Genomic DNA, 26,467 nt, shown 5'->3' with positions numbered 1-26,467 from the left:
CACCCGGGTGGGGCCGGTGGACGGCGTGGGGTGCGTGGTCGCTCAGAAGGTGACGACGACCTTGCCCCGGGTGTGCTTGCCGACGAAGTCGGCCACCGCCTGCTGCGCCTCGGTGAACGGGTAGGTCGCGCCGACCTCCACCGCGAGCCCGCCGTCGGCCGCCCGGCCGACGAGGCGCTGCAGCAGCCCCTCGCTCGCCTCGATGTGCGCGTAGACGGCCGTGACGTCCCGCTCGAAGGCGGGCGGGCCGCCGGCCGGCGACACCAGGCGCCCACCCGGCCGGGCCGCCGCCGCCGTGGCGGCGAGCCCCGGCCCGGCGTTGATCAGGTCGACCACGACGTCCACCCCGCCGGGCTGCGCCCGGAGGGTCTCCTCCACGGTGTCCGCGGCGGTGTAGTCGATCGCCTCCGCGGCGCCGAGACCGCGGACGTAGTCGACCTCGTCCGGCCGGGCGGTGGCCAGCACCCGGACGCCGGCCTGCGCGGCGAGCTGCACGACGAACGAACCCACCCCGCCGGTGGCGCCGACGACGAGCATCGTGGAATCCGGTGCCGGATCGGCCAGTTCGAGGATGTTCGCCGCGGTCATCGCGGCGACCGGCAGCGCCGCGGCGGCGACCGGGCTGAGCGCCTGCGGTCGGGCCACCACCTCGGGCCCGTCCAGCGCCAGCGCGTACTCCGCGACGGCGCCGCCGACCGGGTGGGTGAAGGCGACCACCTCGTCGCCGGGGCGGAAACGGGTCACCCCGTCGCCGACCGCCTCGACGGTCCCGGCCGCGTCCAGGCCGAGCACGAACGGGTGCTGGACCGGCATGAATTCCTTCATGGCGCCGGTGGCGAGCTTGACGTCGAGCGGGTTGAGCGCCGCCGCCCGCAACCGGATCAGGATCTGGCCCGGTGCGGGGTCGGGCTTCGGCAGCTCGGCGACCACGAGCTGGTCGACGGGTCCGTAGGACTGTGCGATGAGGGCCTTCATGTCGATCGGCTTCCTTCCGAGGTGCCGGTGGCACCGGTGGTTGTCGCCCGCACCGGCGGGGCGGGCGGGTGCGGCGGCGCGGCGCGCCGCCAGGTGAGTACGCGTCGCTGCGCGCGTCCCGAGATCAGCGACGTGCCGTGCAGGACGAGCAGTTCGCCCTCCAGGGCCGCCTCGCGGACGAGCTCGGTGCCGACCATGTGCGGGTGGGCGCTGACCAGGACGGTGTGGCGGATCTCGCCGCCCACCAGCCGCCAGCTGCCGGCGTACCCCATGAACGTCTCGTCCCGCCCGGCCACCGCGGACGGGGGACCGGCGGGGCGACGGTCGGTGCGCATCATGCTGACCGACATGTGCCCGTCAGCGGTGTAGAAGAGGACACCGGCCGGCGCCGCGCCCAGCGGGCCCGGCGACCGGCGTCCCTCGTCGTCCAGGTCGAAGTAGGAGACGAGATGCCACACGCCCGCCAACCTCCCCACCGGGACCGGCGTCGCGGGCCGGGAGGCGGTGTCGGCCCCGGTCATCGAGCCGGACCGCGCTGCACCGTGTAACGACGGACCGACAGCTCCGCCCCCTGACCGAAGAGCCGACTGCCCGGGCGGCTCGCCTCGTCGACGAAGCGCTGGGGGGTCGGCTCGCCGGCCACCGGATCGACGTAGAAGCCGGGGTCACCCACCAGCCGGACCAGGCCGACGGGGGAGCGCCCGGGCAGGGCGCCGTCGAGCAGGGTGAGCATCCCCATGCCGAAGTTCAGCTGACGGGGCACGACCAGGGCCTCGGTGCCGCCGTGGTCGAGCATCAGGTGCTCCCGGCCGGGCAGGTGGTGACCGATCCGGTCGACCCGGAACACCTCCCGCCCGTCGAGGAGCCAGCGGGCGACGCCCGCGTCCCGGTCGTACGAGAGGACGAGCTCGTGCTCGTCCTCCGGTGACCGGTCGGCCACCGGCACGCCGTACGAGAACGCCGCGTAGCGGCCCAGCTCGGCGCGGGCGAACGGGAGGCGTTCGTAGAAGGCGTACACCCGCCGGTTGGTCAGCAGGAAGTCGAAGATGACGTACGTCTCCGGATCGACGGCGTTGATCCCGGTCGAGGCGAGCCGGAGGTCGTCCTCCGGGTCGGTGACCTGGTCACCGAAGGGGTGCCCGGTGGTGCCGTGGGTGCGTCCGGACACCACGGCCGTGCCGGTGAGGACCTGTCCGGCCGGTACCTCGAAGCCCGGGGTGCCGTCCGCCGTCCGGTGGGTCGTGTAGACGAGCCACTTGACGTGGTCGAGGACGCCGGGGACCGCGCCCGGCGTGGTGTCCTGGGCGACGGTGCGGGTGAAGACCGGGCGCCCGTCGGGCCCTCCGGAGACCACCCGCAGCCCCTCGGCCGAGGTGTGCACCGTGCCGTCGTCGGCGACGTGCGGGCCGGCGGTGGTGTGGAACCACCGCGCGTCCGGCCCGGTGGTGCGGAATCCGTCGTGGAACTCGTCGTGGAAGAGGCGGCCAGGCGGAACCTCCGCGATGGACCGGGCCGGTGCCACGTCTGTCATGGGTGCTCCCTCATGCCGGGGGGTCCGTCGACGGTGATCCGTGCGACGTGCGGGCGGCGGGGTCAGACGGCGGAGCCGAGCAGCCGGGCGCCGACCGTGGCCAGCCGGTGCCCCTGGTAGTTGGCGGCGGCGAGCACCTGCTCGCCCGGCAGGCCGCCGCCGCCGGCGTGGCCCGTGCCGTACGGGTTGCCGTGGGCGGCGTAGACGCTCGGGTCGGTGTAGCCGGGCGGGACGATCAGGCAGCCCCAGTGGTACATCGTGTTGTAGAGCGCGAGCAGGGTCGACTCGTTGCCGCCCTGCATGTTGCCCGCGCTGGTGAAGGCCGTCGCGGCCTTCCCGGACAGTTCACCGGCGGCCCAGAGCTGACCGGTGCCGTCGAGGAACTGCTTGAGCTGCGCGGAGACGTTGCCGTAACGGGTCGGGGTGCCGAAGGCGTAGGCGTCCGCCCAGCGCAGGTCGTCGTGGGTGGCGACCTCGACGTCGGCGGTGGCGGTGAGGTGTGCCCGCCACGCCGGGTTGCTGTCGATCGCGGCGTCCGGGGCCAGCTCCGGGACCCGACGGAGGCGTACCTCCGCACCGGCCTTGACGGCGCCCTCGGCGAGGGCCTGCGCGAGGGCGTGCACGTTGCCGGTGGAGGAGTAGTAGATGACGGCGACCTTCGTGGTCATGGGCGTCCTTCCGCTGTCGACGCGAGGGGAGAGGACGGCGGGGAGCACGCGAAGCTAAGCGGAACCCCCTCCGTTTGTGCCGAGAGTAACCGTCGTGGCGCGTCCGTGCAACGACCCTCGTCCTGTCGTCCGGTCCGTCGCCCGATCGGACGTCCTCCGATCGGCCGTGGTCGGGTCCTGCGGGTGGTTTCCCCCCAGCACCGGCACAATGGAGCAACCCGCGCCCCGGGTGGCACCGGTCGGCGCCGACCGAGGGAGGGGGCCAAGGTGGCCGAGCAACCTCCGGCCGAGCGGACACCCGTGGCGCTCAGCCTGCCGATCGCCGGTCGACCGGTCGAGCGCGCCGACGCCGCGAGGAACCGGCGCAAGATCCTGACGGCGGCGGCGGGGATCGTGTCCCGGGCCGGCATCCCCGCCCTGTCGCTCGACGAGGTGGCCCGGGTGGCCGGGGTGGGCGTGGGCACGGTCTACCGCCGGTTCGGTGACCGGGCCGGGCTGATCTTCGCCCTGCTGGACGAGGAGGAGCGGCAGTTCCAGTCCGCCTTCATGCAGGGCCCGCCGCCGCTGGGCCCCGGCGGCCCGCCCGCCGAGCGCGTCCGCGCGTTCCTGCACGCGCTCGTCGACCGGGTCGAGGCACAGCGGGAACTGCTGGTCGCCGCTGAAACCAGCTCGCCGACGGCCCGGTTCACCAGTGGCCCGTACACCATCTACCACATCCACCTGGTCACGCTGCTCGGCCTCGCCCGGCCCGGGGTGGACGCCCACTTCGTGGCCGCGGCGCTGCTGGCCCCCCTCTCCGCCACGTTCCTGACCTTCCAGCGGCGGGAGCGCGGGTTCGCGGTCGACGCGATAAAGGCCGGCCTCGACGACCTTCTGGGGCTGGGCCTGTAGTCGGTGCTCCAGCCGGGGTCGAGTCGTCTTCGACCGGCCCCGGCGATGGTCACCAGCGGGACACGGCACGGCGGCGGGACCAACCGCCCCCGCCGACCGCGCCGTCGGATGTCCCGCCCGGACCGAGGAGGCATCCACCATGCGCGAGCAGAGTTCACCGGCCACGCGTCTCACGCCCACCGCGGTGGCGGACCTCGCCGCGGTGGCGGCGCGCTGCGCCGCCGCGTCCGAGGCCGACCGCCGGCTCGACCCGGACGTCGTGCACGCCCTGATCGACGCCGGCTTCGCGCGTCACTTCGCGCCGACCCGACACGGCGGCAACGCCGGCACCTTCACCGACCTGACCCGCGCCGTCGTCCGGATCGGCGAGGCCTGCACGGCGACGGCCTGGTGCGCCTCCCTGGTGGCGAACCTGGGCCGGATGGCCGGGCTGCTCCCGGCCGAGGGCCAGGCGGAGTTGTGGGCGGACGGTCCCGACGCGGTGGTGGTGGGGTCGCTGAGCCCGACCGGCCGTGCCGAGCCGGTCTCCGGTGGTTGGCGGCTCTCCGGGCGGTGGGCCTACATCAGTGCCGTGGGTTTCGCGGACTGGGCGCTGCTCTGCGGCCAGGTCCCCTCCGACGGCCCGCCGGCGGCGCGGGTGTTCGCCGTGCCGCGCGCCGCCTACGAAGTCACCGACACCTGGTTCAACGTGGGGATGGCCGCGACCGGGAGCAACACCGTCGTCGTGCGGGACGTCCTCGTCCCGGACGCCAGGTCCTTCGACCGCGCGCACCTGTTCACCGGCGCCGCGGCCGCCTCCACCGAGCCCTGTCACGTGGTGCCGCTGCCGGCGGTCAACGGGCTGTCGTTCGTCGCCCCCGTGCTCGGCGCGGCGCGCGGGATGGAACGGGCCTGGACCGGACACGTCGCCGAGAAGATCCGCTCCGCCGCCGCCGGGCCCGCCCCGGCGCCGCCCCGGCGCGTCGAGCAGGACGTCACCCTCGCCCGGACCGCCGGCGAGATCGACGCCGCGGAACTGCTGCTGGAACGGGCGGCCGCCGCCGCCGACCAGGGCGCCGGCATCACCCCGCTGGAGACCAGCCGCAACCTGCGGGACTGCTCGCTCGCCATGGACCTGCTCGTCGAGGCGGTCAACCGGCTGTTCCGGGCGGCCGGCACGTCCGGGCACGCGACCAGCAGCCCGATGCAGCGCGCCTGGCGTGACGTCAACACCGCCAGCAGTCACGTGGCGCTGCAGTTTCCGCCCGCCGCCAGCGCCTACGCGGACCAGGTGTTCAAGATCTGAGCCCTGCGCCCGCCGATCGGCTTCCGTCGCGAGGAGAACCCATGTCCCGCACCACAGCTGTTTCCACCGACACCGACTGGCTGCTGTGCCGGGGTTGCCGTACCCCGGTCTACGGCAAGCGCCTGATCCGCAACCACCGGGTCTGCCCCGAATGCGGCCTGCACCTGCCGCTCACCGCCGAGCAGCGGCTCGGGATGCTGGCCGACGAGGGGCGCTACGAGCCGCTGGCCGTCACGGTGACCAGCAGTGACCCGCTGCGCTTCGTCGACCGGGTGCCCTACGCCGACCGGCTCGCCGACGCCCGCGCCCGTACCGGACTGAACGAGGCGGTGCTCTGCGCCCGGGCCACGGTGCAGGGTGTCCCGGCGATCATGGCGGTGATGGACTTCCGCTTCCTCGGCGGCAGCCTCGGCAGCGCCGTCGGCGAGCTGATCACCATCGCCGCCGAGACGGCGCTGGCCGAGCACACGCCGCTGATCATCGTGACGGCCTCGGGCGGCGCGCGGATGCAGGAGGGGGCGCTGTCGCTCATGCAGATGGCCAAGACCAGCGCCGCGCTGGGCGCCCTGGACCGGGCCGGTGTGCTGACCGTCTCGGTGATCACCGACCCGACGTACGGCGGGGTGGCCGCCTCCTTCGCGACGCTCGCCGACGTGATCGTCGCCGAGCCGGGGGCCCGGCTGGGCTTCGCCGGTCGCCGGGTCATCGAGCAGACCATCCGCCAGGTCCTGCCCGAGGGGTTCCAGACGGCCGAGTTCCTGCTGGCCCGCGGGATGATCGACATGATCGTCGAGCGGGGGCGACTGCGCCAGGAACTGGGCCGGCTGCTGCGCGCGGCCACCTTCACCGGCGTACGCTCCGGCGGCCCCGCGCCGGCGGACCCGGTCGTCCGTGACCACCGTGCGCTGCCCGAGCCGGATCCGTGGCGGCACGTCTCCCAGGCGCGGGACCTCACCCGGCCGACGACGCTGGACTACCTGTCCCTCGCCTTCACCGACTTCCAGGAGCTGCACGGGGACCGGATCTCCGGCGACTGTCCAGCGGTGGTGGGTGGAACGGCGTGGCTGGACGGCCGGCCGGTGCTGGTGCTCGGCCAGCAGAAGGGGCACGACCCGGCCGAGCTGATGCGCCGCAACTTCGGCATGCCGGTGCCGGCCGGCTACCGGAAGGCGGCCCGGCTGATGCGTCTGGCCGAGAAGCTGGACCTGCCGATCGTCACGCTCGTGGACACCCCCGGCGCCTATCCGGGAGTGGACGCCGAGGAGCAGGGCCAGGCGGTGGCGATCGCCGAGAACCTGCGCCTGATGGCCTTCCTGTCGGTGCCGGTGGTGACGGTGATCATCGGGGAGGGTGGCAGCGGTGGCGCGCTCGGCCTCGCGGTGGCCAACCGGGTGCTGATGTTCTCGAGCAGCGTCTACTCGGTGATCAGCCCGGAGGGCTGCGCCGCGATTGTCTGGAAGGACCCCGCCGCGGCCCCGCGTGCCGCTGCGGCGCTCGGGCTGGACGCCCGGGAGCTGCTGCGCCTCGGTGTGGTCGACGGCGTACTGGTCGAGCCGGAGGGCGGCACGGGGGCGGACCCGCTGCGTGCGGCCGAGCTGCTCGGCGCAGCCGTGCGGGCGAGCCTGCACGAGCTGGGCGCGCTCGCCCCCGACCAGCTCGGCGCCGATCGGCGGGCCCGCTTCCGCCAGTTCGGATCGGCCGTGACCGTGGAGGCGGAGCTGTTGACGATCAGCGGAGAGGTGCATTGAGCATGTTCAAGAAGATCCTGATCGCCAACCGGGGCGAGATCGCCCTGCGGATCGCCCGTTGCTGCCGGGAGCTCGGGATCCCGACGGTCGCCGTGCACTCCACCCGGGACCGTGACTCGGCCGTCGTCCAGCTCGCCGACCAGGCGGTGCAGATCGGTCCGGCGCCGCCCACCCGCAGCTACCTGAACGCGGCCGCCGTGCTCCAGGCCGCCGAGCAGTCGGGCGCCGACGCCATCCATCCCGGGTACGGGTTCCTCTCCGAGTCACCGGACTTCGCCGACGCGTGCGAATCGCTCGGCGTCACTCTGATCGGTCCGCCCGCCTCCGTGATGGCGGAGCTAGGCGACAAGACCTCGGCCCGGGCCCTGATGACCCGCGCCGGCCTGCCGCTGCTGCCGGGGAGCGTCCACCCGCTGAGCCCCGAGGCGGCCGAGGAACTGGCGGCGACGATCGGATTCCCCGTCATCGTCAAGGCCGCCGCGGGCGGTGGCGGCCGCGGCATGCAGGTCGTCCACGACCGGGACAGCTTCCTCGACGAGTACCGCAGGACCCAGGCCACGGCTCAGATGCTCTTCGGCGACGGCCGGGTGTATGTCGAGAAGTACCTCCGCGACGCCCGGCACGTGGAGATCCAGGTGCTCTGCGACCGGTACGGTCACGCCGTGCACCTGGGGGAGCGGGACTGCACCGTGCAGCGACGCCACCAGAAACTGGTGGAGGAGACGCCGGCGCCGGAGCTGCCCGTCGACCTCACCGAGCGGATGGGAAGGTCCGCCGTCGACGGCGCGCTCGCGGCCGGTTACGTCGGCGCCGGCACCTTCGAGTTCCTGGTCGACCCCGACGGCAGCTACTACTTCATGGAGGTCAACTGCCGCATCCAGGTGGAGCACCCGGTGACGGAGATGGTGACCGGCATCGACCTGGTGCGGGAGCAGATCAAGATCGCCGCGGGTGAGCCGCTCGCGTTCACGCAGGACGACGTCCGGCCCCGCGGGGTGGCGATCGAGTGCCGGATCAACGCGGAGGACCCGGCGCGGGACTTCGCCCCGGCGCCCGGCCTGGTGACGGAGTTCGTGCCACCCGGCGGCCCGTTCGTCCGGGTCGATTCCCATGTGCACGCCGGCTACGAGGTGCCGCCGAACTACGACTCGCTCCTGGCCAAGCTGGTGGTCTGGGCACCCCGCCGCGACGAGGCCATCGCGCGCATGCTGCGGTCCCTGGCCGAGTTCCGCATCTCCGGGCCCCGCGTGCACACCACGGTGGACTTCCTGCGTCAGGTGCTCGACGATCCCCGGTTCCGGACCGCCACGCACACCACGGCCCTTGTCGACCAGCTGACGGACCGACGGTAACGGCGGCGCCGGACCCGGTCCGGCGCCGCCGTCTCGTGGCGCGGCTCTCGGCGCCGGCCCCGCTCGGGGCCGGCGCCGATCGCGTCAGGGCAGCGTGATCGACTGCGAGTGCCGGAAGAAGTTCGTCGGATCCCAGCGGGCCTTCACCTGCTGCAACCGGGGGTAGTTCTCCTTGTAGTAGAGGGTCGACCACGGTACGCCGGAGCGGTTGATCTCGGGGTCGCGGATATCCATGTCCGGCGAGTTGATGTAGCAACCGTCGGTCTGGTCGTTCGGCACCGGGTAACCGCCGGTGGCGGCGAACGTCTGGCCGTAGATGTCGCGGAGCCAGCCCACGTGCTGGGCGTCCTCCGCCGGGTTGATCCAGAAGTTCTCGTAGAGGGCCAGGAACGCCGAGTTGCGGTGCGGGTACGCGGTGGCGGTGGTGGGCACCGTGTTGACCTTGCCGCCGGCGACCCCGGTGAGCTGGAGGGTCGCGTTGGGGTTCGCGTAGTCCTGGCGGGTCAGGTTCCGCCAGAGGGCTGCGATCTGGGTGTCGGTGAAGCTGCGGCGCAGGTACGCCGACTTCACCGCGCTGCGCATCGTCGGGTCCAGCATGGTGGCCGGGTTGCTGGTGCCGATGAGCCGGGTGGCCGCCAGCCACCGCAGCCGCCGGGGCGGGTACGGGGCGGTGATGCCGGTGTCCCGGGTGACGGCGGCGAGGTAGTCGGCGAGCAGCTTCTCGGCGTCGGGCACGGCCGCGTCGATCTGGGTCAGCAGCCCCATGCCCCCGGCGGACCGGTGCGGGATGAACGCCACCCCGGACAGCGCGGTGTACGGGGAGGTGGCGCCGCTGTTCTGCGCGTACCAGGTGCCGAAGTTGCGCACGAGGGTGGTGAACCTGGCCTGGTCGAGGGCCACCCAGGGCACCGGCACGTTGCTGACGAGCACCTCGCGCGGCGGACGGGGCAGCTGCTGACCGGGGATGGTGCCGGAGGCGTTCGGCGAGCGGAACCAGTAGCGGGTGATGATGCCGAAGTTGCCGCCTCCGCCGCCCGCGCACGCCCACCACAGGTCCCGGTTCGGGTCGGTGGAGGCGCGGGAGGCGACCACGAGCCGGGCGATGCGGTTCGCGTCGACGACGACCATCTCGACCGCCTCGATGTGGTCGGCGACCACCCCGTGGCTGCGGGAGAGCAGTCCGTAGCCGCCGCCGGTGGCGTGGCCGCCGATGCCCACGGTCGGGCAGACGCCGGCGGGCAGGGTGACGTTCCAGCCCTTCTGCAGCGTCTCGTACACGGCGATGAGCAGGGCCCCGGGCTCCACCGCGAAGGCCTGGCGGTTCTGGTCGTAGGAGATCCGGTTCATCGCCGACATGTCGATGACGACCTTGCTGGCGGAGTGGTAGACGAAGTCCGCGTAGCAGTGCCCGCCGCTGCGCACGGAGACCCGCTTGCCGGCGTCGACCGCCTCCTGCACCGCCTGCAGCACCTGGGCCGACGAGGTGACCAGCCGTACGGCGTCGGGCGTCGCGACCCACCGCTGGTTGTTGCCGACGACGAGGTCGGGGTAGCGCGGGTCGCCCGGGGTGACCGTCAGCGCGGGCGTCGTGGTGGTCGTGGCGGCCTGCGCGGGTGCTCCCGTGGCCATACCCGCCACGGCGGTACCCGCGACCGCGGCGGTCCCGCTGAGCAGGCTTCTCCTGCTGATGTGTGCCATGCCGTTCCTTCCCATTCGCATTCTCGGGTGCGCGGACGTGTCCGGCGGGACCGGAAGATCGCGACGGGCGGACCGTTCGGGAAGAGGCGCTGAGTTCGCGCGTGATTTCGGCCCGTCGACCCGGATCGGGTCGAGAACGAGTGCCGAATTCCACCCCCGTGGATGCTCGCCCGGTCCCGTGTGCATCGGGTGCTGTCGGAACACTGAGCCGCAATCAATACGGTATTCGCGACGTCAATTCCGAAACAGCGTCGGAAGGTTCAATGTGATCACCCGAATGGGGGAGTCCTGTTGGCTTTCCGTCACCACTTCGTTGATCTGGTGAATAGCTGACGATGAAAGCGAATTCCGGTGTCCGAATCCTCCCCTTCTTTACGTATGTCGGGACGCGATATCTGATGGATACAGACATCGATGTGACAGTGCGCTTCGTCACAGTTAGGCAATCACCCCGCCCGGGGCCGAGAAATCGCGCCTCTTCCTGCGGAAACAGTCCCCTGCCGGGCCCTCGGTGATCGGGAAACAGATGGTCCTGAGGAGTGGCGAGCATGTGTAAACTGGCGCCCAGTAGCGGGAAGTGGAGGGACCTCCACTTTGCTGGTCCGAGGGGGTGGCCATGGCCGTGACAAGGGGGATCGGCCGCACGTCCCGACTTCTCACCGGCGTGGGGGCGGTGCGGATCAGACCGCTTTCCGGCTGTTCTTCCGGTCTATCGAGAGCGACGGCAGAAGCACCGTGAGCGACGGGGGAGTACCTATGAGGTTCAACGTTCTGGGCCCACTGGAAATCATCACGGATGACGACAGGTCGATCGATGTGAGCCCGTCGAAGACCGGGCAGGTGCTGGCGTTGCTGATCGCCCGGTGCCCCGATGCGGTGGCGGTCGACACCCTCATTAGGGAATTGTGGGGCGAGAAGCCGCCGCGCAGCGCGGTCACGACCCTTCAGACGTACATCTACCACGGCCGGCGGATGTTGGCGCGCGAGTTGTCACCGCTCGGTCAGGACCTGGTGTCGACCAGGGCGCCCGGTTATGCCATGCGGATCGCGGCGCAGGACGTGGACGTGAATGTCTTCGAACGACTCGTGCAACGGGCGCGTGAATTGTTGGTTGACGACGAGCCGGAGGCGGCGCTGCGTGAACTCCGCACGGCACTCGACCTCTGGCGGGGTCCGGCGTTCGCCGGTCTGGCGGTCGGGGAGGTGCTGGCCGCGCACATCGCCCACCTCGACGAGGTGCGACTCCAGGCGACCCACCTGCGGATCACCGCGGAGCGCCGGCTCGGCCGCCATCTGGAGCTCGTGGCGGAACTGCGTGCCCTCGTCGCCGCCCATCCGCTCAACGAGTCCTTCCACGCTCAGTTGATCGAAGTGCTCTACGAGTCGGGCCGCCGGGCGGAGGCGTTGCAGGCATATCAGAACCTGCGCGGCATCCTTGCCCGTGAGCTCGGGGTCGAGCCGACCGTCCAGGTGCAACGCTTGCAGCTGACCGTCCTGCAGGGGGAGGACAGCCGGCTCGCCGGACTGGCCTCCCGGTGACCAGCCGGCCCCGCCCGGTCGTCCGCGATGGCGACGACCGGGCGGAGCGGGCCGGTCAGGAGCCCTCGGTGACGTTGATGAGGAAGAGCGGGTCGTCGTACTCCACCGGCTCGCCGTTGTCGTGCAGCACCGCGCTGACTGTGCCGTGCACCGTGGACTCGACCGGGATCATCAGCTTCATCACCTCCACGATCGCCAGCTGCTGGCCCGGGGCCACCGTGTCGCCCACCGAGACGAACGGCGGGGCGCCGGGTGACGGCGCGTGGAACAGGATCCCGACCGCCGGTGAGCGGACCTGGTGGCCGTCCGGCTCGACGGCGAGGGGTGTGGAGCCACTGCCAGCCGCCACCGCCACGGCCACGGGAGCGTTGGTGGCGGCGTGGGCGGTCGCCGGTTCCACCGGCCATTCGGCCTCGACCGTCACGCCGCCGGCTCGCACGCGCAGGGCGCTCGGGGTACGGCCGAAACCCGTCAGCAGTTCCAGTGTGCTGCTGCGGACCAGTTCCAGCGCGGCCTGGATGTCCCGCATCGCCCGGGGGTCGTGGTCGTCGGGCGTCTCTTCCGGTGGCCGGTGCGGCGCCCGGGTGGTGTCACTCGTCATGACGGTGCCTCTCCTCGAAACCGTGCCGGGTCCGGCTGCTCGATCCGTGTCCGGCCGGTGTCCCGTGACCTGTCAGTAGTTGCCGAGCCCGCCGCAGACGTTCATCGCCTGCGCGGTCACCGCGGCGGCGCCGTCGCTCATCAGGTACGACACCATTGCGGCGACCTCCTCCACCTCGACGTAGCGGCCGATCGGGACCCGTCCGGTGATCCGGGCGTGGGTCTCGGCCTCGTCGACGCCCCAGATGTCCGCGTAGTGCTCCCGCACCCGTTCGGCCATGGGGGTCTCCACGAACCCGGGGCACACCGCGTTCACGGTGATGCCGGTCTTCGCCAGCTCCAGGCCGAGGGCCTTGCTGAAACCCACCACGCCGTGCTTCGAGGCCGAGTAGGGGGCGGCGTGGACCACACCCTGCTTGCCGCCGGTGGAGGCGATGTTGATGACGCGACCCCGGCCCCGCGCCAACATGCCGCCGGTGGTGAGGACCTGCTTGGTCATCAGGAACACGCTGTTGAGGTTGGTGTTGATGACGTCGAACCAGAGCTCGTCGTCGATCTCGGCAGTGGCGCCGCCGCCCGGGCGTCCGGCGTTGTTGACCAGGACGTCGATCGGCCCGTACCGCTCCACCGCCGCGCCCACGAACCGCGTGACGTCCTCCGCGGACCGCACGTCGCAGCTACGGCCGTCGACGTCGAGCCCCTCCGACTGGAGGCTCTTGACGGTGTCCGCGACCGCCGACTCACGGCGGGAACAGATGTAGACGTGTGCCCCGCTGCGAGCGATCGACCGGGCGACCGCCAGCCCAATTCCGCTGGTGGCCCCAGACACGATTGCCACTCGCTGGCTCTGCTCCGACATTGGCTTCCCTTCACCGCACGGCCGACTGTGACGCCGCCGAGGATCACCGTCCGTCCTCGAACACCGGTCGAGGGTGCCTGGAGAGCCGGGTTTCGCGGCCGGGCCGGGGACTGCGCGTCCGGCCTTCGAGCCGGATTCGAGTCCGGACGGTCATCGTGGTGCCGCCGGGGCCCGCCCTCCGGTGCCCCCGTCCAGGCCAGCCATCCCGGAGGTCACCCATGCCGACGTCCACCTCGTTCACCGAGCTGTACACGGAGGTCCAGCAGTTCTACGCGCGGCAGATGCGCCAGCTCGACGAACGCAAGTTGGAGGCATACGCCGAGACGTTCACCGAGGACGCGGAGTTCGGTCACACGCCCGGACGAGAACCCGCCCGGACCCGGGCCGGCATCGCCGCCGACCTGCACGAGTTCCACAAGCGGTTCGAGAACGACCCGGTGCAGCGCCGGCACTGGTTCAACATGATCGACCTCGAACCGCAGGACGACGGGAGCATCCGCTCGACCTGCTACGCGCTGGTGATCACGACGCGCCCGGGTGGTAAGCCGGACATCGCACCGAGCTGCGTCGTCCGGGACGTGATCGTGCGCGGCGAGGACGGCGGTCTGCTGCTGCGCTCCCGCAAGGTCGAGCACGACCAGCTCTTCTGAGCCGTCGACGTGCCGGTCGTCCGTCGACGCACTCAGCCCGGGCGGGGCGGCCGTGCCGCCCGGGCGACGGCACCGTACCTGCCGTCGCCCAGGCGGCCTGACCGGTCAGGCCCCGGCGGGCTGGGGGATGAGCACGACCTGCGATGCGGTCGACATCCACGTGGGTCGGATCTCGAGGCGGGAGAACCGCCAGCCGTCGGCGGTGCGGACGAAGCCGAAGCGGTAGTCGCCGGCGAGGACCCGGACGGCGGGCGGGTCGTTCTCGACGAAGACGGCGGTCAGGTTCGCCTGCCCCGACGCCCGGTCGCCGTCCTGCTCGACGAGCAGGTGCGCCATCGAGTGCTGGAGTCGGTGGTAGTGGGCGTGGTGCTGCTGCGCCTGCTCGACCAGACGGGTACGGCCCTCGTCGGTGCCGCCCGGCGTCACGGCGACCGCTTCCGGCGTGAACAGCGCGTCCGCGTCGCCGAGGCAGCGGCCGTCCAGCCACCTGCCGAGCCGGGCCACCAGTTCGGAGATCTCGCGGTGGTCGGTGAGTGCCCGGAGCTCACGCCGGAGCGCGACGAGTTCCTCGTCGGGAGTCGGTGCCGTCCGGATCGTGCCGGTGGAGTCCTGCGTCATGTTCACCTCGAGAGTCCTGGATGTCGAGCCGTCGCGGCGGCCGGGTCGGGTGCGTCGGCGCGCCCTGGATCACGGCACCGGTCGACGCCTGCCGCGGGCGCGGATGGCCGGGCCCACGGGCCGGTGGACATCTTCCGTTCTAGCCGAGTCGGGACCGGCTGTGGCGCGATGCAGGATTCCAGACCGGACTCGAATCCGACTCGAAGCGCGCCCGCCTCCGGGGAGGGCCGGCCGGGCGGGTGCGGCGCGACGTCGGCGCGCACCCGCCCGGGGACTCATCCGTGGAAGCGGACGTAGTCGAAGACGGCGGTCACCGGGGGCTCCGCGCCGCCGTGCGCGACCAGGCCGATCCGTGGAGTCGCGTCCGCCGGGAACGTCCACACCCCGCCCCACGTCCAGCTCGTCCCGTCCCGGCTGGAGCCGGCCCGGAACTCGTGCTCGCCGGTGGCCGGGTCGACCCGGTGGGCCAGCCGCAGCCAGGTGGTGGTGGCCGGGGTGCCGACGATGTATCCGCCGTAGACGGGCTGGCCGGCGAAGGGCAGCTCGTAGCCGTACTCGACCTGACGGGTGTTCCAGATCGCCACCTGGGCCAGCCGGGCGAACCGGTCGTCGTCGACGTACGCGACCAGGCCGGCCTGCTGGTAGTTGCGGACCGTCTCCTCGCCCAGGTCGAGGGTCACCTTCGTCTCGACCACGTAGTCGCCGGTCGGCGCGTCGCGCAGCAGCACCCCGGCGGTGTTGCCGGTGCCGGTCAGGTCCGCCGCCTGCACCGGCCAACGCAGCGCGCCACCGGAGACGGTCGCCGCCGGATCCTCGCGGACCCAACGCCAGGCCGGGTCGAGGCCGTCGGCGAACTCGTCGGAGTACGCCGGCAGCACCCCGCCGACGCGGGGCTCCGGCACCGCCCGTGGGGCGGGCCGGTGCAGCCGGGCGACGCTGACGTTGTCGAACTCCGCCGCGCCGCCGGTCGCGGTGACGGTGAGCCGGCCGACCGTCGGCCGGGTCAGCCGCAGCGACACCACGGCGAGCTGGTCACCGAGCCGGGCCGGGCTCAGCTCGGCGACGAGCTGCCGGCCGCGCACCTCGACGGCGAGGTTGTGCGGGTCGGCGGGGTCGAGAGCGGCGGGCAGGGGCACGCTCGCCGTCGCGCCGCCCGCCTCCCGGGCGACGAGCCGACCGGCGGCGGCGTCGAGGCGTACCTCGACCCGGCCGACGGTCAGTCCGGCCGCCGCCGCGCCGGTGAGCCGCAGGTCGGCCTCCGCGTGCAGGTCGCCGCCGGTCACCGTGCGGCTGGTCAGCGCGCCGGTGCCGGTGAGGTGGCCGTCGGTGACCCGCCACGCGCCGCTGCCGGTCCAGCCGCTCAGAGCCGGGGAGTCGAAGCGGGCGTCGAGTCGGGCGGTGGTCACCGGCGCCCGGCGGTCGCCGTCGGACGGGCCGGCGCCGGCGTTGACCTGGGGCCAGCCGTCGATCCAGTCGAGGCGGTCGATCAGCATCGGCCGCTCGTTGATGCCGAACGGCTCGTCCAGGTACGGGTCGGCCCGGTCGATGGCGTGGTAGACGATCCAGTCCTGCCCGGACAGGTCGGTGAGGAACCCGTTGTGCCCGGTGCCGATCCAGCGATTGCCGTTCTGGGTGAGCACCGGCGTGCCGCCGGCCCGGGAGGCGGTCAGCGGGATGCCGTCGCGGTCGACGAACGGCCCGCGCGGGCTCGTCGCGCGGCCCACCTGGACGGAGTAGCCGGTGGCCGGGCCGGCGCAGCAGTTGGCGGTGGAGGCGAAGAGGTAGTACCAGCCGTCGTGGCGCAGCACGTAGCTGCCCTCGAACTTGTTGTCGATGGCGACCAGGGTGGGCGCGCCGACCGCGCGCAGCCCGTCGGCGGAGAGCTCGGTGACCGAGATGCCGCCGTAGTAGCTGCCGTAGTAGAGGTAGTGCTTCCCGTCGACGTCGGTGAACTGCGACGGGTCGATGGTCCAGAGCCAGCCACCGCCGCCGCCGGGACGGGGCGCCACCACGGGCTGGTCGGCGAAGGTCCAGGGGCCGGTCGGGTTGGGGGCGGTCGCCGCGCCGACGGCGAAGTCGCCGCCGTCGGGGGAGACGGTGGTGTCGGTGACGGTCACGTACATGACCCACCGGTCGCCGACGCGGCGCACGTCGGGGGCCCAGAAGCCGGCGCCGGCCGTGGCGTACGGCGGGCGTTGGTCGGGGCCGAAGGCGTCGCCGAGGTAGGTCCAGTCGACCAGGTCGGCGGAGCGGGCGGTGGGCACCCGGTGGAACCGCTTCTCGCCCTCGCGCAGCGGGTCGGTGGTGCCGTAGGCGTACCAGAAGCCGTCGTCGCCGCGGACGACGACGGGGTCGGCGAAGGTGTCGGCGAACCCGGCGGAGAGCGGGTTGCGGTAGCGGTCGGGGGTGTCGGCTCCGGCGGTGGCGGGCGCGGAGGCGACCGCCGCCAGGAGCAGACCGAGTACGGCGGCGAGCGCGCCGCCGCGGCGGAGTTGACCCATCAGACCTGCCTCGGTTGGGGTGAATGGTGGTCGGTGCGTCATTCCGTCCAGTTCTACAACGATGAATACAACGATGTAAAGGTGTTGGCACGGGTCGGTGCCCACCGAACCGTCGCCGTGGCACCATCGGCGGATGACCGCTGCGCCCACCGACGGCCGCCGCCTCGCCGACCTGGCCGCCCTGCTCGCCGACGACACCCGGGCAAGCATCTGCCTGGCCCTGCTCGACGGGCGGGCGTGGACGGCCGGCGAGCTGGCGCGCGGTGCCGGGGTGGCCCCCTCGACCGCCAGCGAACACCTCACCCGGCTGGTCCGGGGCGGCCTGTTGGTGGAGGAGCGCCAGGGACGGCACCGCTACCTGCGGCTGGCGGGCCCGGCGGTGGCGCAGCTGATCGAGGACCTGGCCGGGCACGTGTCGCCGGCGCCGCGCCCGGCCGGATCGCTGCGTGTGGCCACCGCCGACGCCGCCCTGGTCCACGCCCGGACCTGCTACGACCACCTCGCCGGACGGCTCGGCGTCCGGCTGCGCGACGCCCTGCTGACCCGCGGTCTGCTCGACGGCGCGGACGGTCTCGCGGTCACCCCGACCGGCCGGGATTGGCTGGCCGACCTCGGCGTCGCGCCGCTGCGCGGCGGCCGGCGGCCCCTGGTGCGGGACTGCCTGGACTGGACGGAACGCCGTCCCCACCTGGCCGGCGCGCTCGGCGCCGCGCTGTGCCGCCGCTTCGCGGAACTGGGCTGGACGACGCGCGGCACCGGGCGCAGCGTGCGGGTGACCCCGGCCGGCGTCGCGGCGCTGCCCGAGGTGCTGGGGATCGACGCCGGCGAGCTGGTGCCGCCCCGCCGCGACGGTGGCGGCGGACGCGCCTGACCAGCGCAGCCGGCCCGAGCCGCGCGGTCGCCGCGCCCAACCCGGCGCAGCCGGCCCGACCCGCGCGGTCGTCGCACGCGAACCGGGGCAGCCCCGACGCGCCTGACCCGGACGAGGCCGGCATCACCGCCCCCGCAGCGCGGTGCAGACTGACGCCTCGATCAACCCGGGCAACGCGGGAGGGCCGCTGGGGGAGTGCGCCGAGGCCGGCAGAGTTCGGTCGGCGCCGAAGCGATCCGCCCCTAGCGTCGGGCGGATGAGCGACCCGATACCCCTGATCCCGCCCGGACCCGACACCCCGGCCTGCGGCCCGCCGACCCTCGACGGCGGCGTCTGGTCGGTGACCCGCCACGCGGACGTGCGCGGTGTGCTCACCGATCCGGACTTCCGGGTGCCCGAGGCGGCGCCGGGACCGCCCGGCAGCCTCGCCTGGCTGCGCGGCACCGTCGCCCGGTTCAGCGGGCCGGACCGGCATCCCGCCCGGCGGGCCGCCGCCGTCGCCGCGCTCGCCGACTGCGCGCCGGACGGGCTGCGGCGTGACGCCGCCCGGCTGACCGCCGAGGAACTCGACCGCGACCCGCTCGCCGGGTCGGCGCGGCTGGCTCGGGGCGTACCGCTGCGGGTGTTGGCGGCCCGGCTCGGCCTGGCCGATCCGGCGGCGGCGGTGCCGGCGGTGACCGTGGTGGCCGCCGCCTACCAGCCCGGCGCCGGGCCGGCCGCGGTGCGCCGCGCGGACCGCGCGGTGGCGGCGCTGGTGGCGATGTCCCCGGCGGGGCCGCCCGAGGCGCTGGCCAACCGGATCGGGCTGCTCGTGCAGGCCTGCGACGCCACCGCCGCATTGATCGGCGCCGCCGCCCGGTACGCCCCGGCGTTGCCCCCGTCGGTGCCCACCGCGGCGCTGCTGGCCGAGGTGCTGCGCCTCGACCCACCGGTACGCGCCACCCGCCGGATCGCCGCCCCCCCGGCCCGGGTGGGTGGGCAGCCGGTCCCGTCCGGCGCGGAGCTGGTGCTGCGCTTCGACGCGGCGAACCGGGACCCGGCGGTGGTCACCGCGCCGGACCGGTTCGCGCCGGGCCGGTCGGTGCTGACCTTCGGCGCCGGCCCGCACGGCTGCCCGGGTGAACGGCACGCGCTGGCCCTGGCCACCGGGGTGGTGGACGTGCTGCGCGAACGCCGGGCCGGCCCGGCGCCCCGACCGGAGCACGCACCCCGCGTCCCGCGCACCCGCCCGGCGGTGCCCCGGTGAGCGACCGCCACGCCGCCTTCCGCGCCCTGCACCGCCCCGGCCGGCCGCTGGTGCTGCCCAACGCCTGGGATCACGCCTCCGGCGCCGCCCTGGCCGCCGCCGGCCATCCGGCGGTGGGCACCACCAGCCTCGGCGTGGCCGTGGCCGCCGGCCGGCCGGACGGGCTGGCGGCCACCGCCGAGGAGACCCTCCGCCTCGCCGAGCTGCTGGTCCGCTTGCCGGTGCCGGTGACCGTGGACGTCGAGGCCGGCTTCAGCGACGACCCGTCGGCCGTCGCCGGGTACGCCGCCGAGCTGGCGGCCCTCGGCGTGGTCGGGATCAACCTGGAGGACGGGCGGCCCGACGGCAGCCTCGCCGATCCGGCCCTGGTGGTGGCGAAGATCGAGGCGGTCCGCGCGCGGGTGCCCGGGCTCTTCGTCAACGCCCGCACCGACGCCTGGTGGCTCGGCCGGCCCGACCCGCTGGAGCAGGCGCTGCCGCGGGCGCGGGCCTACCGGCGGGCCGGGGCGGACGGCGTCTTCGTCCCGGGGGTCGGCGACCCGGACGTCGTCCGGCGGCTGGCGGACGCGGTCGACGCGCCGCTGAACGTCCTGGCCCAGCCGGGCGGGCCGTCGCCGGCGGCGCTCGGCCGCCTCGGGGTGGCCCGGGTCAGCACCGGCTCGCTGCTGTTCCGGGCGGCGCTGGCCGCCGTGGTCCGCACCGCCGACGCCGTCCGGACGGGGATGGTGGAGCCGGATCCGGCGCTGCCGTCGTACGCGGACGTGCAGCGGATGACAGCGACCGGTCGTCGCCCTTAGGGGTGGATGGGAGGATTGCTCGCACTTTCCCTGTTCCGGGTGCTTACGGTGTGTTTCAGGTTCATCCGCACCGTGTCGTACCGGGAGAGGACCCGACCATGCGCGTGCCCAGCCGAAGTTCCGGCCCCCAACCCGGCCCGTCCGTCTCCTCGCCCGCCCCGGCGCGCCGGTCACCCGCGCTGGGCCGAGCCCGCGCGGTGCCGACCGCCCCGCCGGACCTCGACGCGTACCGCGAGGCCGTGGCGGAGCTGCTGGTCGAGGTGGGGGCGCTCGCCGACGCGACGTCCAGCGCGGCCCGCCAGGTGCTCCTCGACCAGCGGTTGCGGGAGCCGGCGATTGCCGCGGTGCTCGACGCGACCTCGCAGGGGTTCATCGGCGCCCGCGAGACACTGCTGCTGGAGATCGCCCGCTACCAGCCCAACGAGCGGACCTCGGCGAGCGACCTCACCGCGCTGGTCCGGATCTACCTGCTCTCCCGCATCGACGTGATGTGGTGGCGCGACACCACCACCTTCCTCACCGACGACCAGGTCGACACCCATCCGGACCTGGTCGACCTGGAGTGGCTGCGCCGGCGTGGGCTGCTCGCCTTCCGTTACCAGGAGCAGCCGGCCACCGTGCTCGGCCGGGGCGTACGGGCGGTACGCCGCAAGCTCCGCCCGGACGCCACCCCGCGCACCGCCGGGGTGAAGTTCCGGCGCACCCGGCGCGAGGTGGTGGCGCTCCTCAACGACCTGGCCCGCGAGCTGGCCCGGGCCACCCCGCCGGCCACCCCGCCGCTCTGGGTGACCAGCCTGGTGCGCAGCGCCGAGCACCAGTACCAGCTGCGCCGTCTCGGGTACGCCGCGATGGTGCCCAGCGGGCACTGCCTCGGCTGGGCGGTGGACGTGGAGATGGCCTGGTTCACGCGCTTCGGCGTCCGGGACACCCTCGCTGAGATCCTGCTCGCCCGGCAGGCCGCCGGTGAGATCAACGTGGTCGACGAGGGGCAGGCCTGGCACGTGTGCCTGGCACCGGGCGCCCGCGCCCGGCTGCGCTCGGCCTACGAGGCGGAGATGGGGGCCTGAGGCGATGTGCGGCATCGCGCTCAGCGCCGGCCCCGAGGCCGACCCGGCGATCTTCCGCCGGATGCTCGCCGTCCTCAGCCCCCGGGGCGAGGTCACCGAGACCCGGCAGGAGGCCGGCCTGCTCGCCGGCGTACGGCGGCTGCGCATCGTCGACCGGGACCGGGCCGTGCAGCCGTTCACCTCCGCCGACGGCCGGTACGTCCTCTGCTACAACGGCGAGGTCTTCAACCACCACGAGCTGCGCGCCGAGCTGACCCGGGCCGGACACCCGTTCCGCACCACGAGCGACACCGAGGTGGTGCTCGCCGCGTTCCTGCGCTGGGGTGAGCGGGCGGTGCACCGGCTGCGCGGCGAGTGGGCCTTCGCCGTCGCCGAACGCGCCACCGGCCGGGTCTACCTGGCCCGGGACCCGCTCGGCGTCAAGCCGCTCTACTGGGCCCGCACGCCCGGCTGCCTGCACGTCGCCTCGGAGGTCAAGGCGCTGGTCGGGCTGCGCGCCCCGGTCGACGAGGTGCCGCCCGGGCACCACGGCTGGGCCGACCCGGACGGGCGGGTGGAGCTGGCGGCGTACCTCGACCTGCTCGCCCTCGGCGCGGGACTGCCCGAGGTGGACGACCCGGACGAGGCCGCCCTGCTCGTCCGGGCCGCGATCAGCGACAGCATCCGGATGCGGGTGGACACCGACCTCACCGTCGGGGTGGTGCTCTCCGGCGGCCTGGACAGCTCGCTGGCGCTGCTGCACGTCCGCGAGCTGCACCCGGACTGCGTGGCGGTGACCGTCGGGGTGCCGGACAGCCCCGACGTGGCGTACGCGCGGCGGCTCGCCGCCGACCTCGGTGTGCCGCACGAGGTGGTCCAGCTGCGCCCGCGCGACATCCGGCTGGCCGACGTCCGGGAGGCGATCCGGATCTCCGAGCTGACCGAGTACGGCGACATCATCAACGCGGTGGTCACCGTGCCGATCTTCCGGCGACTGCACGAGATGGGGATCAAGGTGGTGCTCACCGGCGACGGCTCCGACGAGCTGTTCGGCGGCTACCCGATGTACCACCAGGTCGGCCCCGACCGGGCCCGCCGGCTCTTCCTCCACAAGATCCGCAACCTCTGCCGTACGGAGTTGCAGCGGGTCGACCGGGCCAGCATGGGCCACGGGGTGGAGGCCCGGGTGCCCTTCCTCGACCTCAGCGTGGTGGAGCTGGCGATGCGGTTGCCGCTGGCGCTCAAGATGCGCGACGGGCAGGAGAAGTGGATCGTCCGGCGGGCGTTCGCCGACGTGCTGCCCGACTACATCCGGCGGCGGCCGAAGAACCCGATGTCGTACTCTTCGGGTCTGCACGAGCGGGCCCGGCTCTACAAGCCGTTCTTCTCCCGGCTGCACCGCCGGTTCGGCTACGACCTGCTGGAGCCGGTCCGCCGCGACTTCGACAGCGTGCTCACCCGCTGCGGCAACGACCTGGACCGGGCCATCGCCGACGGGCTGGCCCGACCCGACTACACCGTGCTGGAGCACGCCCGGGACCTGGTCGGGGCGGCGAAGTGGAACGCCGCCCCGCTGGTCCGCCGGCTGGTCGGGCCGCGTCCCACCCGCGGGGCGCCGGTCCGGTGAGCCCGGCCGAGCGTGCCCGTGATCGTCTCCGTTTGCGGCGTGTCGCGGTGTCGGAGAACGGCGATACCGCGACACGCCGCAAACGGAGTGGATCAGGCGTCTCGCGGTATCCGAACTCGCAGCGGTCGTCGCGCCGCGGGCGGGCAGCCGACGGCGGCCTACCGGAACCGCCTGTGACCCAGGTGATTCCGGCAGGCCGCCGGAGGGAGCGCGCCGGTCAGCCGGCGGGCGGGAAGGGATCGTCCTTGTAGGTGTACTCGGTCTCGATCTTCCCGTCGGCGGTGTGTACGACGAGCTGGCTGGGCTCGTTGGCGTGCGCCACCTTGCGGCCCTCTTCGACCGCGCGGTGCTTGGTGTCGTACGAGCCGAGGCTCCGGCTGCCCTGCTCCACCTTCCAGGAGCCGTCGTTCGGCACCACGTGGTATTCGTTGCGCTTCATGGGCGCTCTCCTCTCGTCCGTCCGGATCCAGGTACCCGGATGCCCGAAACGGAAAACCGGTGTCGGCTTAGGTCGGTGGACAACCCCCGGGGTCTCCCATAGCGTTCCGGAGATATGCGGAGGACTCTCCTGGGCGCCGGGCTCGCCCTGTTGCTCGCCACCACCGGCTGCGCCGGCACCGACGACACGCCGCCCGTGCCGGCCGGCGACCGGGTGCCGGCCGCGTCCCGGCAGGACGCCGACGAGGTCGGGCGCACCCTGGCCAGCCTGCGCCGGGTCGACAAACTGCCGTTGTACGAGATGACCTACGTCGGCCGGTACGACGCGACGGTCGGCACCGACGCGGAGCCCGAGGCGAGCCCCTTCGGCTGCTCGCTCTTCGCCGCCAGCGGCGACCCGGCCCGGCCGCTGTTCGCCCGCAACTTCGACTGGGCGGCCAACCCGGCGATGGTGCTGCGTACCGACCCGCCGGACGGCTACGCCTCGGTGTCCCTGGTGGACCTGTCGTACCTCGGGATCGGCGCCGATCCGACCGGCGACCGGCGGCTGCTGGACGCGCCGCTGCTGCCCTTCGACGGCATGAACGAGCGCGGGCTCGCGGTCGGCCTGGCCGCCGACGACCACGCGACGGTCACGCCGGTGCCGGGCCGCCCCACGGTCGGCTCGGTGCGCATCCTGCGACTGGTGCTCGACCGGGCCGCCACGGTCGACGAGGCGGTGGCCGTCTTCGGCCGGTACAACCTGGACTTCGACGGCGGGCCGCCGCTGCACTACCTGCTCGCCGACGCGACCGGCCGCTCGGCCGTGGTCGAGTTCGTGGACGGGACGATGCGGGTCCAGCGCGGCGAGGGCCGCTGGCAGGCGCTGACCAACGTGCCGGTGGTCGGGGTGTCCGAGAAGGAGCGGCGCGCCGACCGCCGGTACGGGGCCATCGCGGCCGCGTTGGAGAGCTCCGGCGCCCGGGTGGACGCCCCGGCGGCGCTGCGGATCCTCGACCAGGTGCGGCAGGGCCACACCCGCTGGTCGGTGACGTACGGGCTGCGCAGCGGCGACGTGCACCTGGTCACCGCGACGGGCAAGGAGCGGCGCTACCAGCTGCCGATGGACTGAACCCGCCGTACGCGCAAGGGCCCGGCCCCCGACGGGGACCGGGCCCTTCCGACGTGGCCCTACCAGCTCAGGTAGCCGGCCTGGGTCTGCACGTTCAGCTCGCGGAACCGGACCAGGTTCGCCGTCCACGTCCGCCAGTCGTTCAGCTCCAGCACGTCCAGGCCCTTCTGGATGTCGCTGGAGTAGATGTGCCCGTTGTAGTAGTACGTCGACCAGGCGCCACCGGTGGTGAGCTGGGTGGCCGAGAGCGGACCGCGCTCCCAGAACCCGATCTCCTTCGGCTTGGTCGAGTCGGTGAAGTCCCAGACCGAGATGCCGCCCTGGTACCACGCCTGGACCATGATGTCGCGGCCGAACACCGGGATCAGCGAGCCGTTGTGCGCCACGCAGTTCTCGGTGTCCGCGTTGGCCCGCGGGATCTTGTAGTAGCTGCGGAAGACCATCGTCCGGGCGTCGCCGCGACCGGTGATGTCGTAGATGGCGTCCGCGCCACGGTTCGGCCCGACGACCTCGTTGCAGGTGGCCGCGCCGCCGCCGCCCAGCTCGTCGGTGAAGACGACCTTGGTGCCGGCGTTGTTGAACGTCGCCGAGTGCCAGAAGGCGAAGTTCACCGTGTCACGCACCCGGTTGATGACCCGGGGCGCCTCCCGGTTCGAGATGTCCATCAGGATGCCGTCGCCCATGCAGGCGCCGGCGGCGATGTCCTTCGACGGGTACGCGGTGATGTCGTGGCAGCCGCTGGTCGCCGACTTCTGACCCGGGATGCCCTCGTACCCGCCGTCCGGGAAGAGGTTCGGCATGGCCACCACGGCCGCGTCGGTCGGCTTCTTCAGCGGCACCTTGACGATCGAGATGGAATCGTGCGGGGGCTGGCAGTCCGGCAGCTCCACCAAGGGGCGGTACGACGAGACGTACAGGTAGACGGACTTCTTGTCCTTGGCCGGCACCAGCGTGTGGGTGTGCGAGCCGCAGTCGGTCTCGACCGCCTTGATGTAGCGCGGGTTGGCCTTGTCGCTGATGTCGAAGACCTTGATGCCTTCCCAAGACTCCGGTTTGGTCTCGGTCAGGCGCTCACTCGTGCAGGAGTCGTTGCTGCGGCCCTGGTCGGTGGAGAGGAAGAGCAGGTCGCCGTAGACCGAGATGTCGTTCTGCGACCCCGGGCAGAGCACCTGGGACACGATCTTCGGTGCGCTGGGACGGGCGATGTCGTAGATGACGAAGCCCTCGTAGTTGCCGACGAAGGCGTACCGGCCCTGGAAGGCCATGTCGCTGTTGAAGGCCGCCGACGTGTTGAACGGGGCCTGCTTCGGCAGGTTGGCGATCTGTCGCAGGTTGGGGCTGCTGGAGATCTCGTCCACGCCGAGCGTGGGGGTGGCCGTGGCGGCCTGTGCGGTGGTGGCCGTGGCGACCGCCTCCGCGTCGGGCGTCACGGCGGCGTTGCCGGCCGGCGCGGTGGCCACGCTCGCCACCAGGAGGCCGGCCGCAGCCAGGCTCACGATCCTCAGCTGGCGTCGTCGGGGGAGGGAAAATCTGATCATCGGCAGAGCCCTTCGACAGGGGTTGATGATTATGGACACCTTACCTTCCGGCGATGGGCGTCGATGTGATCTGCGTCACATGAAAGCGTCGTCGTCAATGGATACGATCGCTGCGACCTCGACCGGAGGGGGAGTCGCATGACCGCCCGACGTGGACGGACCCTGCTCGTCGTCACAGTCGCGGCCGTGGTGCTGGTGGCGCTCGGGCTCGCGCTGCGGCCCACCGACCGTCCCGCCCCGGTGGCCGTCGGATCGACCGGAGTCGCGTCGCCGACCCCGGCCCCGGCTGACGGCCCCTCCGTCATCGTCCCCGGCCGCCCCGGCGAGTCCGCCGTCGCCCGCCCGGCCGCGGAGGTCCGCGACACCGCCTCGCCCAGCTACAACTCCCTGGACGTCTGGTTCGTGCGGATGATGATCCCGCACCACGAGCAGGCCCTGGCGATGGCGGAGCTGGCCGAGGGCCGGGCCGCCAGCCCGCAGATCCGGGCGGTGGCCGACCGGATCAGGGGCGCGCAGCGGCCGGAGATCGGCATGATGCGCGGCTGGTTGAGCGCCCGCGGCCTGCCGGCCGAGGTGCCCGGCCACGACCACGGCACCATGCGCGGCATGCAGTCGCCGGAGGCGATCCGGCGGCTCGCGGACGCCCGGGGCGCCGACTTCGACCGGCTGTTCGTGCAGCTGATGACCGCGCACCACCAGGGTGCCGTCACCATGGCGACCGACCTGCTGAAGGTCGGCGTCGACCAGCAGCTCGACGAGTTCGCCAACTCCGTCGCCACCGAGCAGTCCGTCGAGATCGACCGCATGCGCGAGCTGGTCCGGCCACCCGCCTGACCCGTCCCGGCGCCGGGCGACCCCGGCCGCGACCGGCCGTCCGC

The 26,467-nt window shown here is 73.2% G+C and carries 24 protein-coding genes; 13 read left to right on the top strand and 11 right to left on the bottom strand.

Annotated features, from left to right (window positions below):
* Positions 1 to 42: 42 nt before the first annotated feature.
* From ACTMTB_RS25270 to wrbA, 4 genes are all read right to left on the bottom strand, one after another.
* Positions 43 to 975, bottom strand: a complete 933-nt coding sequence (locus ACTMTB_RS25270; protein WP_441148703.1) for an NADP-dependent oxidoreductase — start codon at positions 973 to 975, stop codon at positions 43 to 45.
* Positions 972 to 1,433, bottom strand: a complete 462-nt coding sequence (locus tag ACTMTB_RS25265; RefSeq protein ID WP_441148702.1) for a lipocalin-like domain-containing protein — start codon at positions 1,431 to 1,433, stop codon at positions 972 to 974. Before ACTMTB_RS25265 ends, ACTMTB_RS25270 begins: the two co-directional genes overlap by 4 nt.
* A 59-nt stretch (positions 1,434 to 1,492) precedes the next feature.
* Entirely contained in the window at positions 1,493 to 2,506 is a 1,014-nt protein-coding gene (locus ACTMTB_RS25260) for a DUF6081 family protein (RefSeq protein WP_441148701.1), read from the bottom strand.
* Between the two features lie 62 nt (positions 2,507 to 2,568).
* Positions 2,569 to 3,174 carry an NAD(P)H:quinone oxidoreductase gene (gene wrbA, locus ACTMTB_RS25255; protein WP_441148699.1) on the bottom strand — a complete coding sequence of 202 codons (606 nt, stop codon included), beginning with the start codon at positions 3,172 to 3,174 and terminating at the stop codon, positions 2,569 to 2,571.
* Positions 3,175 to 3,441: 267 nt separating this feature from the next.
* Between wrbA and ACTMTB_RS25250 the strand changes: the two genes are divergently transcribed.
* The 4 genes from ACTMTB_RS25250 to ACTMTB_RS25235 all read left to right on the top strand — a co-directional run bounded on the left by ACTMTB_RS25250 (position 3,442) and on the right by ACTMTB_RS25235 (position 8,450).
* Positions 3,442 to 4,065, top strand: coding sequence for a TetR/AcrR family transcriptional regulator (locus ACTMTB_RS25250; RefSeq protein ID WP_441148698.1), 624 nt, complete (start codon positions 3,442 to 3,444; stop codon positions 4,063 to 4,065).
* Between the two features lie 139 nt (positions 4,066 to 4,204).
* Positions 4,205 to 5,350 (top strand): hydrolase, encoded by a 1,146-nt coding sequence (locus ACTMTB_RS25245; RefSeq protein WP_441148697.1) that lies wholly within the window; start codon positions 4,205 to 4,207, stop codon positions 5,348 to 5,350.
* Positions 5,347 to 7,098 carry an acetyl-CoA carboxylase, carboxyltransferase subunit beta gene (gene accD / locus ACTMTB_RS25240; protein WP_441148768.1) on the top strand — a complete coding sequence of 584 codons (1,752 nt, stop codon included), beginning with the start codon at positions 5,347 to 5,349 and terminating at the stop codon, positions 7,096 to 7,098. Before ACTMTB_RS25245 ends, accD begins: the two co-directional genes overlap by 4 nt.
* 2 nt (positions 7,099 to 7,100) lie before the next feature.
* Positions 7,101 to 8,450: an acetyl-CoA carboxylase biotin carboxylase subunit gene (locus ACTMTB_RS25235; protein ID WP_441148696.1), complete on the top strand. Its 1,350-nt coding sequence runs from the start codon at positions 7,101 to 7,103 to the stop codon at positions 8,448 to 8,450.
* An 84-nt stretch (positions 8,451 to 8,534) separates the two neighbouring features.
* Here ACTMTB_RS25235 and ACTMTB_RS25230 read toward each other — a convergent pair whose 3' ends face one another.
* A complete protein-coding gene (locus ACTMTB_RS25230; RefSeq protein ID WP_441148695.1) occupies positions 8,535 to 10,148 on the bottom strand; it encodes an FAD-binding oxidoreductase in 1,614 nt (537 codons plus the stop codon).
* 756 nt (positions 10,149 to 10,904) lie between these two features.
* Between ACTMTB_RS25230 and ACTMTB_RS25225 the strand changes: the two genes are divergently transcribed.
* Entirely contained in the window at positions 10,905 to 11,687 is a 783-nt protein-coding gene (locus ACTMTB_RS25225; protein WP_357614315.1) for an AfsR/SARP family transcriptional regulator, read from the top strand.
* Between the two features lie 55 nt (positions 11,688 to 11,742).
* Here ACTMTB_RS25225 and ACTMTB_RS25220 read toward each other — a convergent pair whose 3' ends face one another.
* Together ACTMTB_RS25220 and ACTMTB_RS25215 are read right to left on the bottom strand one after the other, a co-directional pair.
* A complete protein-coding gene (locus tag ACTMTB_RS25220) occupies positions 11,743 to 12,288 on the bottom strand; it encodes an acetyl-CoA carboxylase biotin carboxyl carrier protein (RefSeq protein WP_441148694.1) in 546 nt (181 codons plus the stop codon).
* A gap of 72 nt (positions 12,289 to 12,360) precedes the next feature.
* Positions 12,361 to 13,146 carry an SDR family NAD(P)-dependent oxidoreductase gene (locus tag ACTMTB_RS25215; RefSeq protein ID WP_441148693.1) on the bottom strand — a complete coding sequence of 262 codons (786 nt, stop codon included), beginning with the start codon at positions 13,144 to 13,146 and terminating at the stop codon, positions 12,361 to 12,363.
* A 218-nt stretch (positions 13,147 to 13,364) separates the two neighbouring features.
* On the opposite strand from ACTMTB_RS25215, the gene ACTMTB_RS25210 reads away from it, so the two are divergent.
* Entirely contained in the window at positions 13,365 to 13,796 is a 432-nt protein-coding gene (locus ACTMTB_RS25210) for a nuclear transport factor 2 family protein (protein ID WP_210777993.1), read from the top strand.
* A gap of 105 nt (positions 13,797 to 13,901) precedes the next feature.
* Here ACTMTB_RS25210 and ACTMTB_RS25205 read toward each other — a convergent pair whose 3' ends face one another.
* Together ACTMTB_RS25205 and ACTMTB_RS25200 are read right to left on the bottom strand one after the other, a co-directional pair.
* Positions 13,902 to 14,414 carry a nuclear transport factor 2 family protein gene (locus ACTMTB_RS25205; protein ID WP_441148767.1) on the bottom strand — a complete coding sequence of 171 codons (513 nt, stop codon included), beginning with the start codon at positions 14,412 to 14,414 and terminating at the stop codon, positions 13,902 to 13,904.
* 275 nt (positions 14,415 to 14,689) lie between these two features.
* Positions 14,690 to 16,915 (bottom strand): family 43 glycosylhydrolase, encoded by a 2,226-nt coding sequence (locus ACTMTB_RS25200; RefSeq protein WP_441148692.1) that lies wholly within the window; start codon positions 16,913 to 16,915, stop codon positions 14,690 to 14,692.
* A 133-nt stretch (positions 16,916 to 17,048) separates the two neighbouring features.
* On the opposite strand from ACTMTB_RS25200, the gene ACTMTB_RS25195 reads away from it, so the two are divergent.
* The 5 genes from ACTMTB_RS25195 to ACTMTB_RS25175 all read left to right on the top strand — a co-directional run bounded on the left by ACTMTB_RS25195 (position 17,049) and on the right by ACTMTB_RS25175 (position 22,502).
* Entirely contained in the window at positions 17,049 to 17,786 is a 738-nt protein-coding gene (locus ACTMTB_RS25195; protein WP_441148691.1) for an ArsR/SmtB family transcription factor, read from the top strand.
* A gap of 256 nt (positions 17,787 to 18,042) precedes the next feature.
* Entirely contained in the window at positions 18,043 to 19,032 is a 990-nt protein-coding gene (locus ACTMTB_RS25190) for a cytochrome P450 (RefSeq protein ID WP_441148690.1), read from the top strand.
* The gene (locus tag ACTMTB_RS25185) at positions 19,029 to 19,829 is read left to right on the top strand and encodes an isocitrate lyase/PEP mutase family protein (protein WP_441148689.1); all 801 of its coding nucleotides are present in this window, start codon (positions 19,029 to 19,031) and stop codon (positions 19,827 to 19,829) included. The genes ACTMTB_RS25190 and ACTMTB_RS25185 overlap by 4 nt, the downstream gene beginning before the upstream one ends.
* Positions 19,830 to 19,927: 98 nt before the next feature.
* A complete protein-coding gene (locus ACTMTB_RS25180; RefSeq protein ID WP_441148688.1) occupies positions 19,928 to 20,896 on the top strand; it encodes a hypothetical protein in 969 nt (322 codons plus the stop codon).
* A 4-nt stretch (positions 20,897 to 20,900) separates the two neighbouring features.
* Positions 20,901 to 22,502, top strand: a complete 1,602-nt coding sequence (locus ACTMTB_RS25175) for an asparagine synthetase B family protein (protein WP_441148687.1) — start codon at positions 20,901 to 20,903, stop codon at positions 22,500 to 22,502.
* Between the two features lie 217 nt (positions 22,503 to 22,719).
* Here the strand turns inward: ACTMTB_RS25175 and ACTMTB_RS25170 are convergent, their stop codons facing one another.
* Entirely contained in the window at positions 22,720 to 22,941 is a 222-nt protein-coding gene (locus tag ACTMTB_RS25170) for a DUF2188 domain-containing protein (protein ID WP_280836726.1), read from the bottom strand.
* Positions 22,942 to 23,055: 114 nt separating this feature from the next.
* Here ACTMTB_RS25170 and ACTMTB_RS25165 point away from each other — a divergent pair, with 114 nt between their 5' ends.
* Positions 23,056 to 24,051 carry a linear amide C-N hydrolase gene (locus ACTMTB_RS25165; RefSeq protein WP_441148686.1) on the top strand — a complete coding sequence of 332 codons (996 nt, stop codon included), beginning with the start codon at positions 23,056 to 23,058 and terminating at the stop codon, positions 24,049 to 24,051.
* Between the two features lie 59 nt (positions 24,052 to 24,110).
* Here ACTMTB_RS25165 and ACTMTB_RS25160 read toward each other — a convergent pair whose 3' ends face one another.
* Entirely contained in the window at positions 24,111 to 25,589 is a 1,479-nt protein-coding gene (locus ACTMTB_RS25160; RefSeq protein WP_441148685.1) for an LVIVD repeat-containing protein, read from the bottom strand.
* 138 nt (positions 25,590 to 25,727) lie between these two features.
* On the opposite strand from ACTMTB_RS25160, the gene ACTMTB_RS25155 reads away from it, so the two are divergent.
* Positions 25,728 to 26,423 carry a DUF305 domain-containing protein gene (locus tag ACTMTB_RS25155; protein WP_441148684.1) on the top strand — a complete coding sequence of 232 codons (696 nt, stop codon included), beginning with the start codon at positions 25,728 to 25,730 and terminating at the stop codon, positions 26,421 to 26,423.
* Positions 26,424 to 26,467 lie beyond the last annotated feature (44 nt).

It is taken from the genome of Micromonospora sp. L32 (genome assembly GCF_052068055.1).
GTDB classification, from domain to species: domain Bacteria; phylum Actinomycetota; class Actinomycetes; order Mycobacteriales; family Micromonosporaceae; genus Micromonospora; species Micromonospora purpureochromogenes.
The sequence above is the reverse complement of the archived record's forward strand: the minus strand, read 5'-3'. Positions and strand labels throughout refer to the sequence as shown.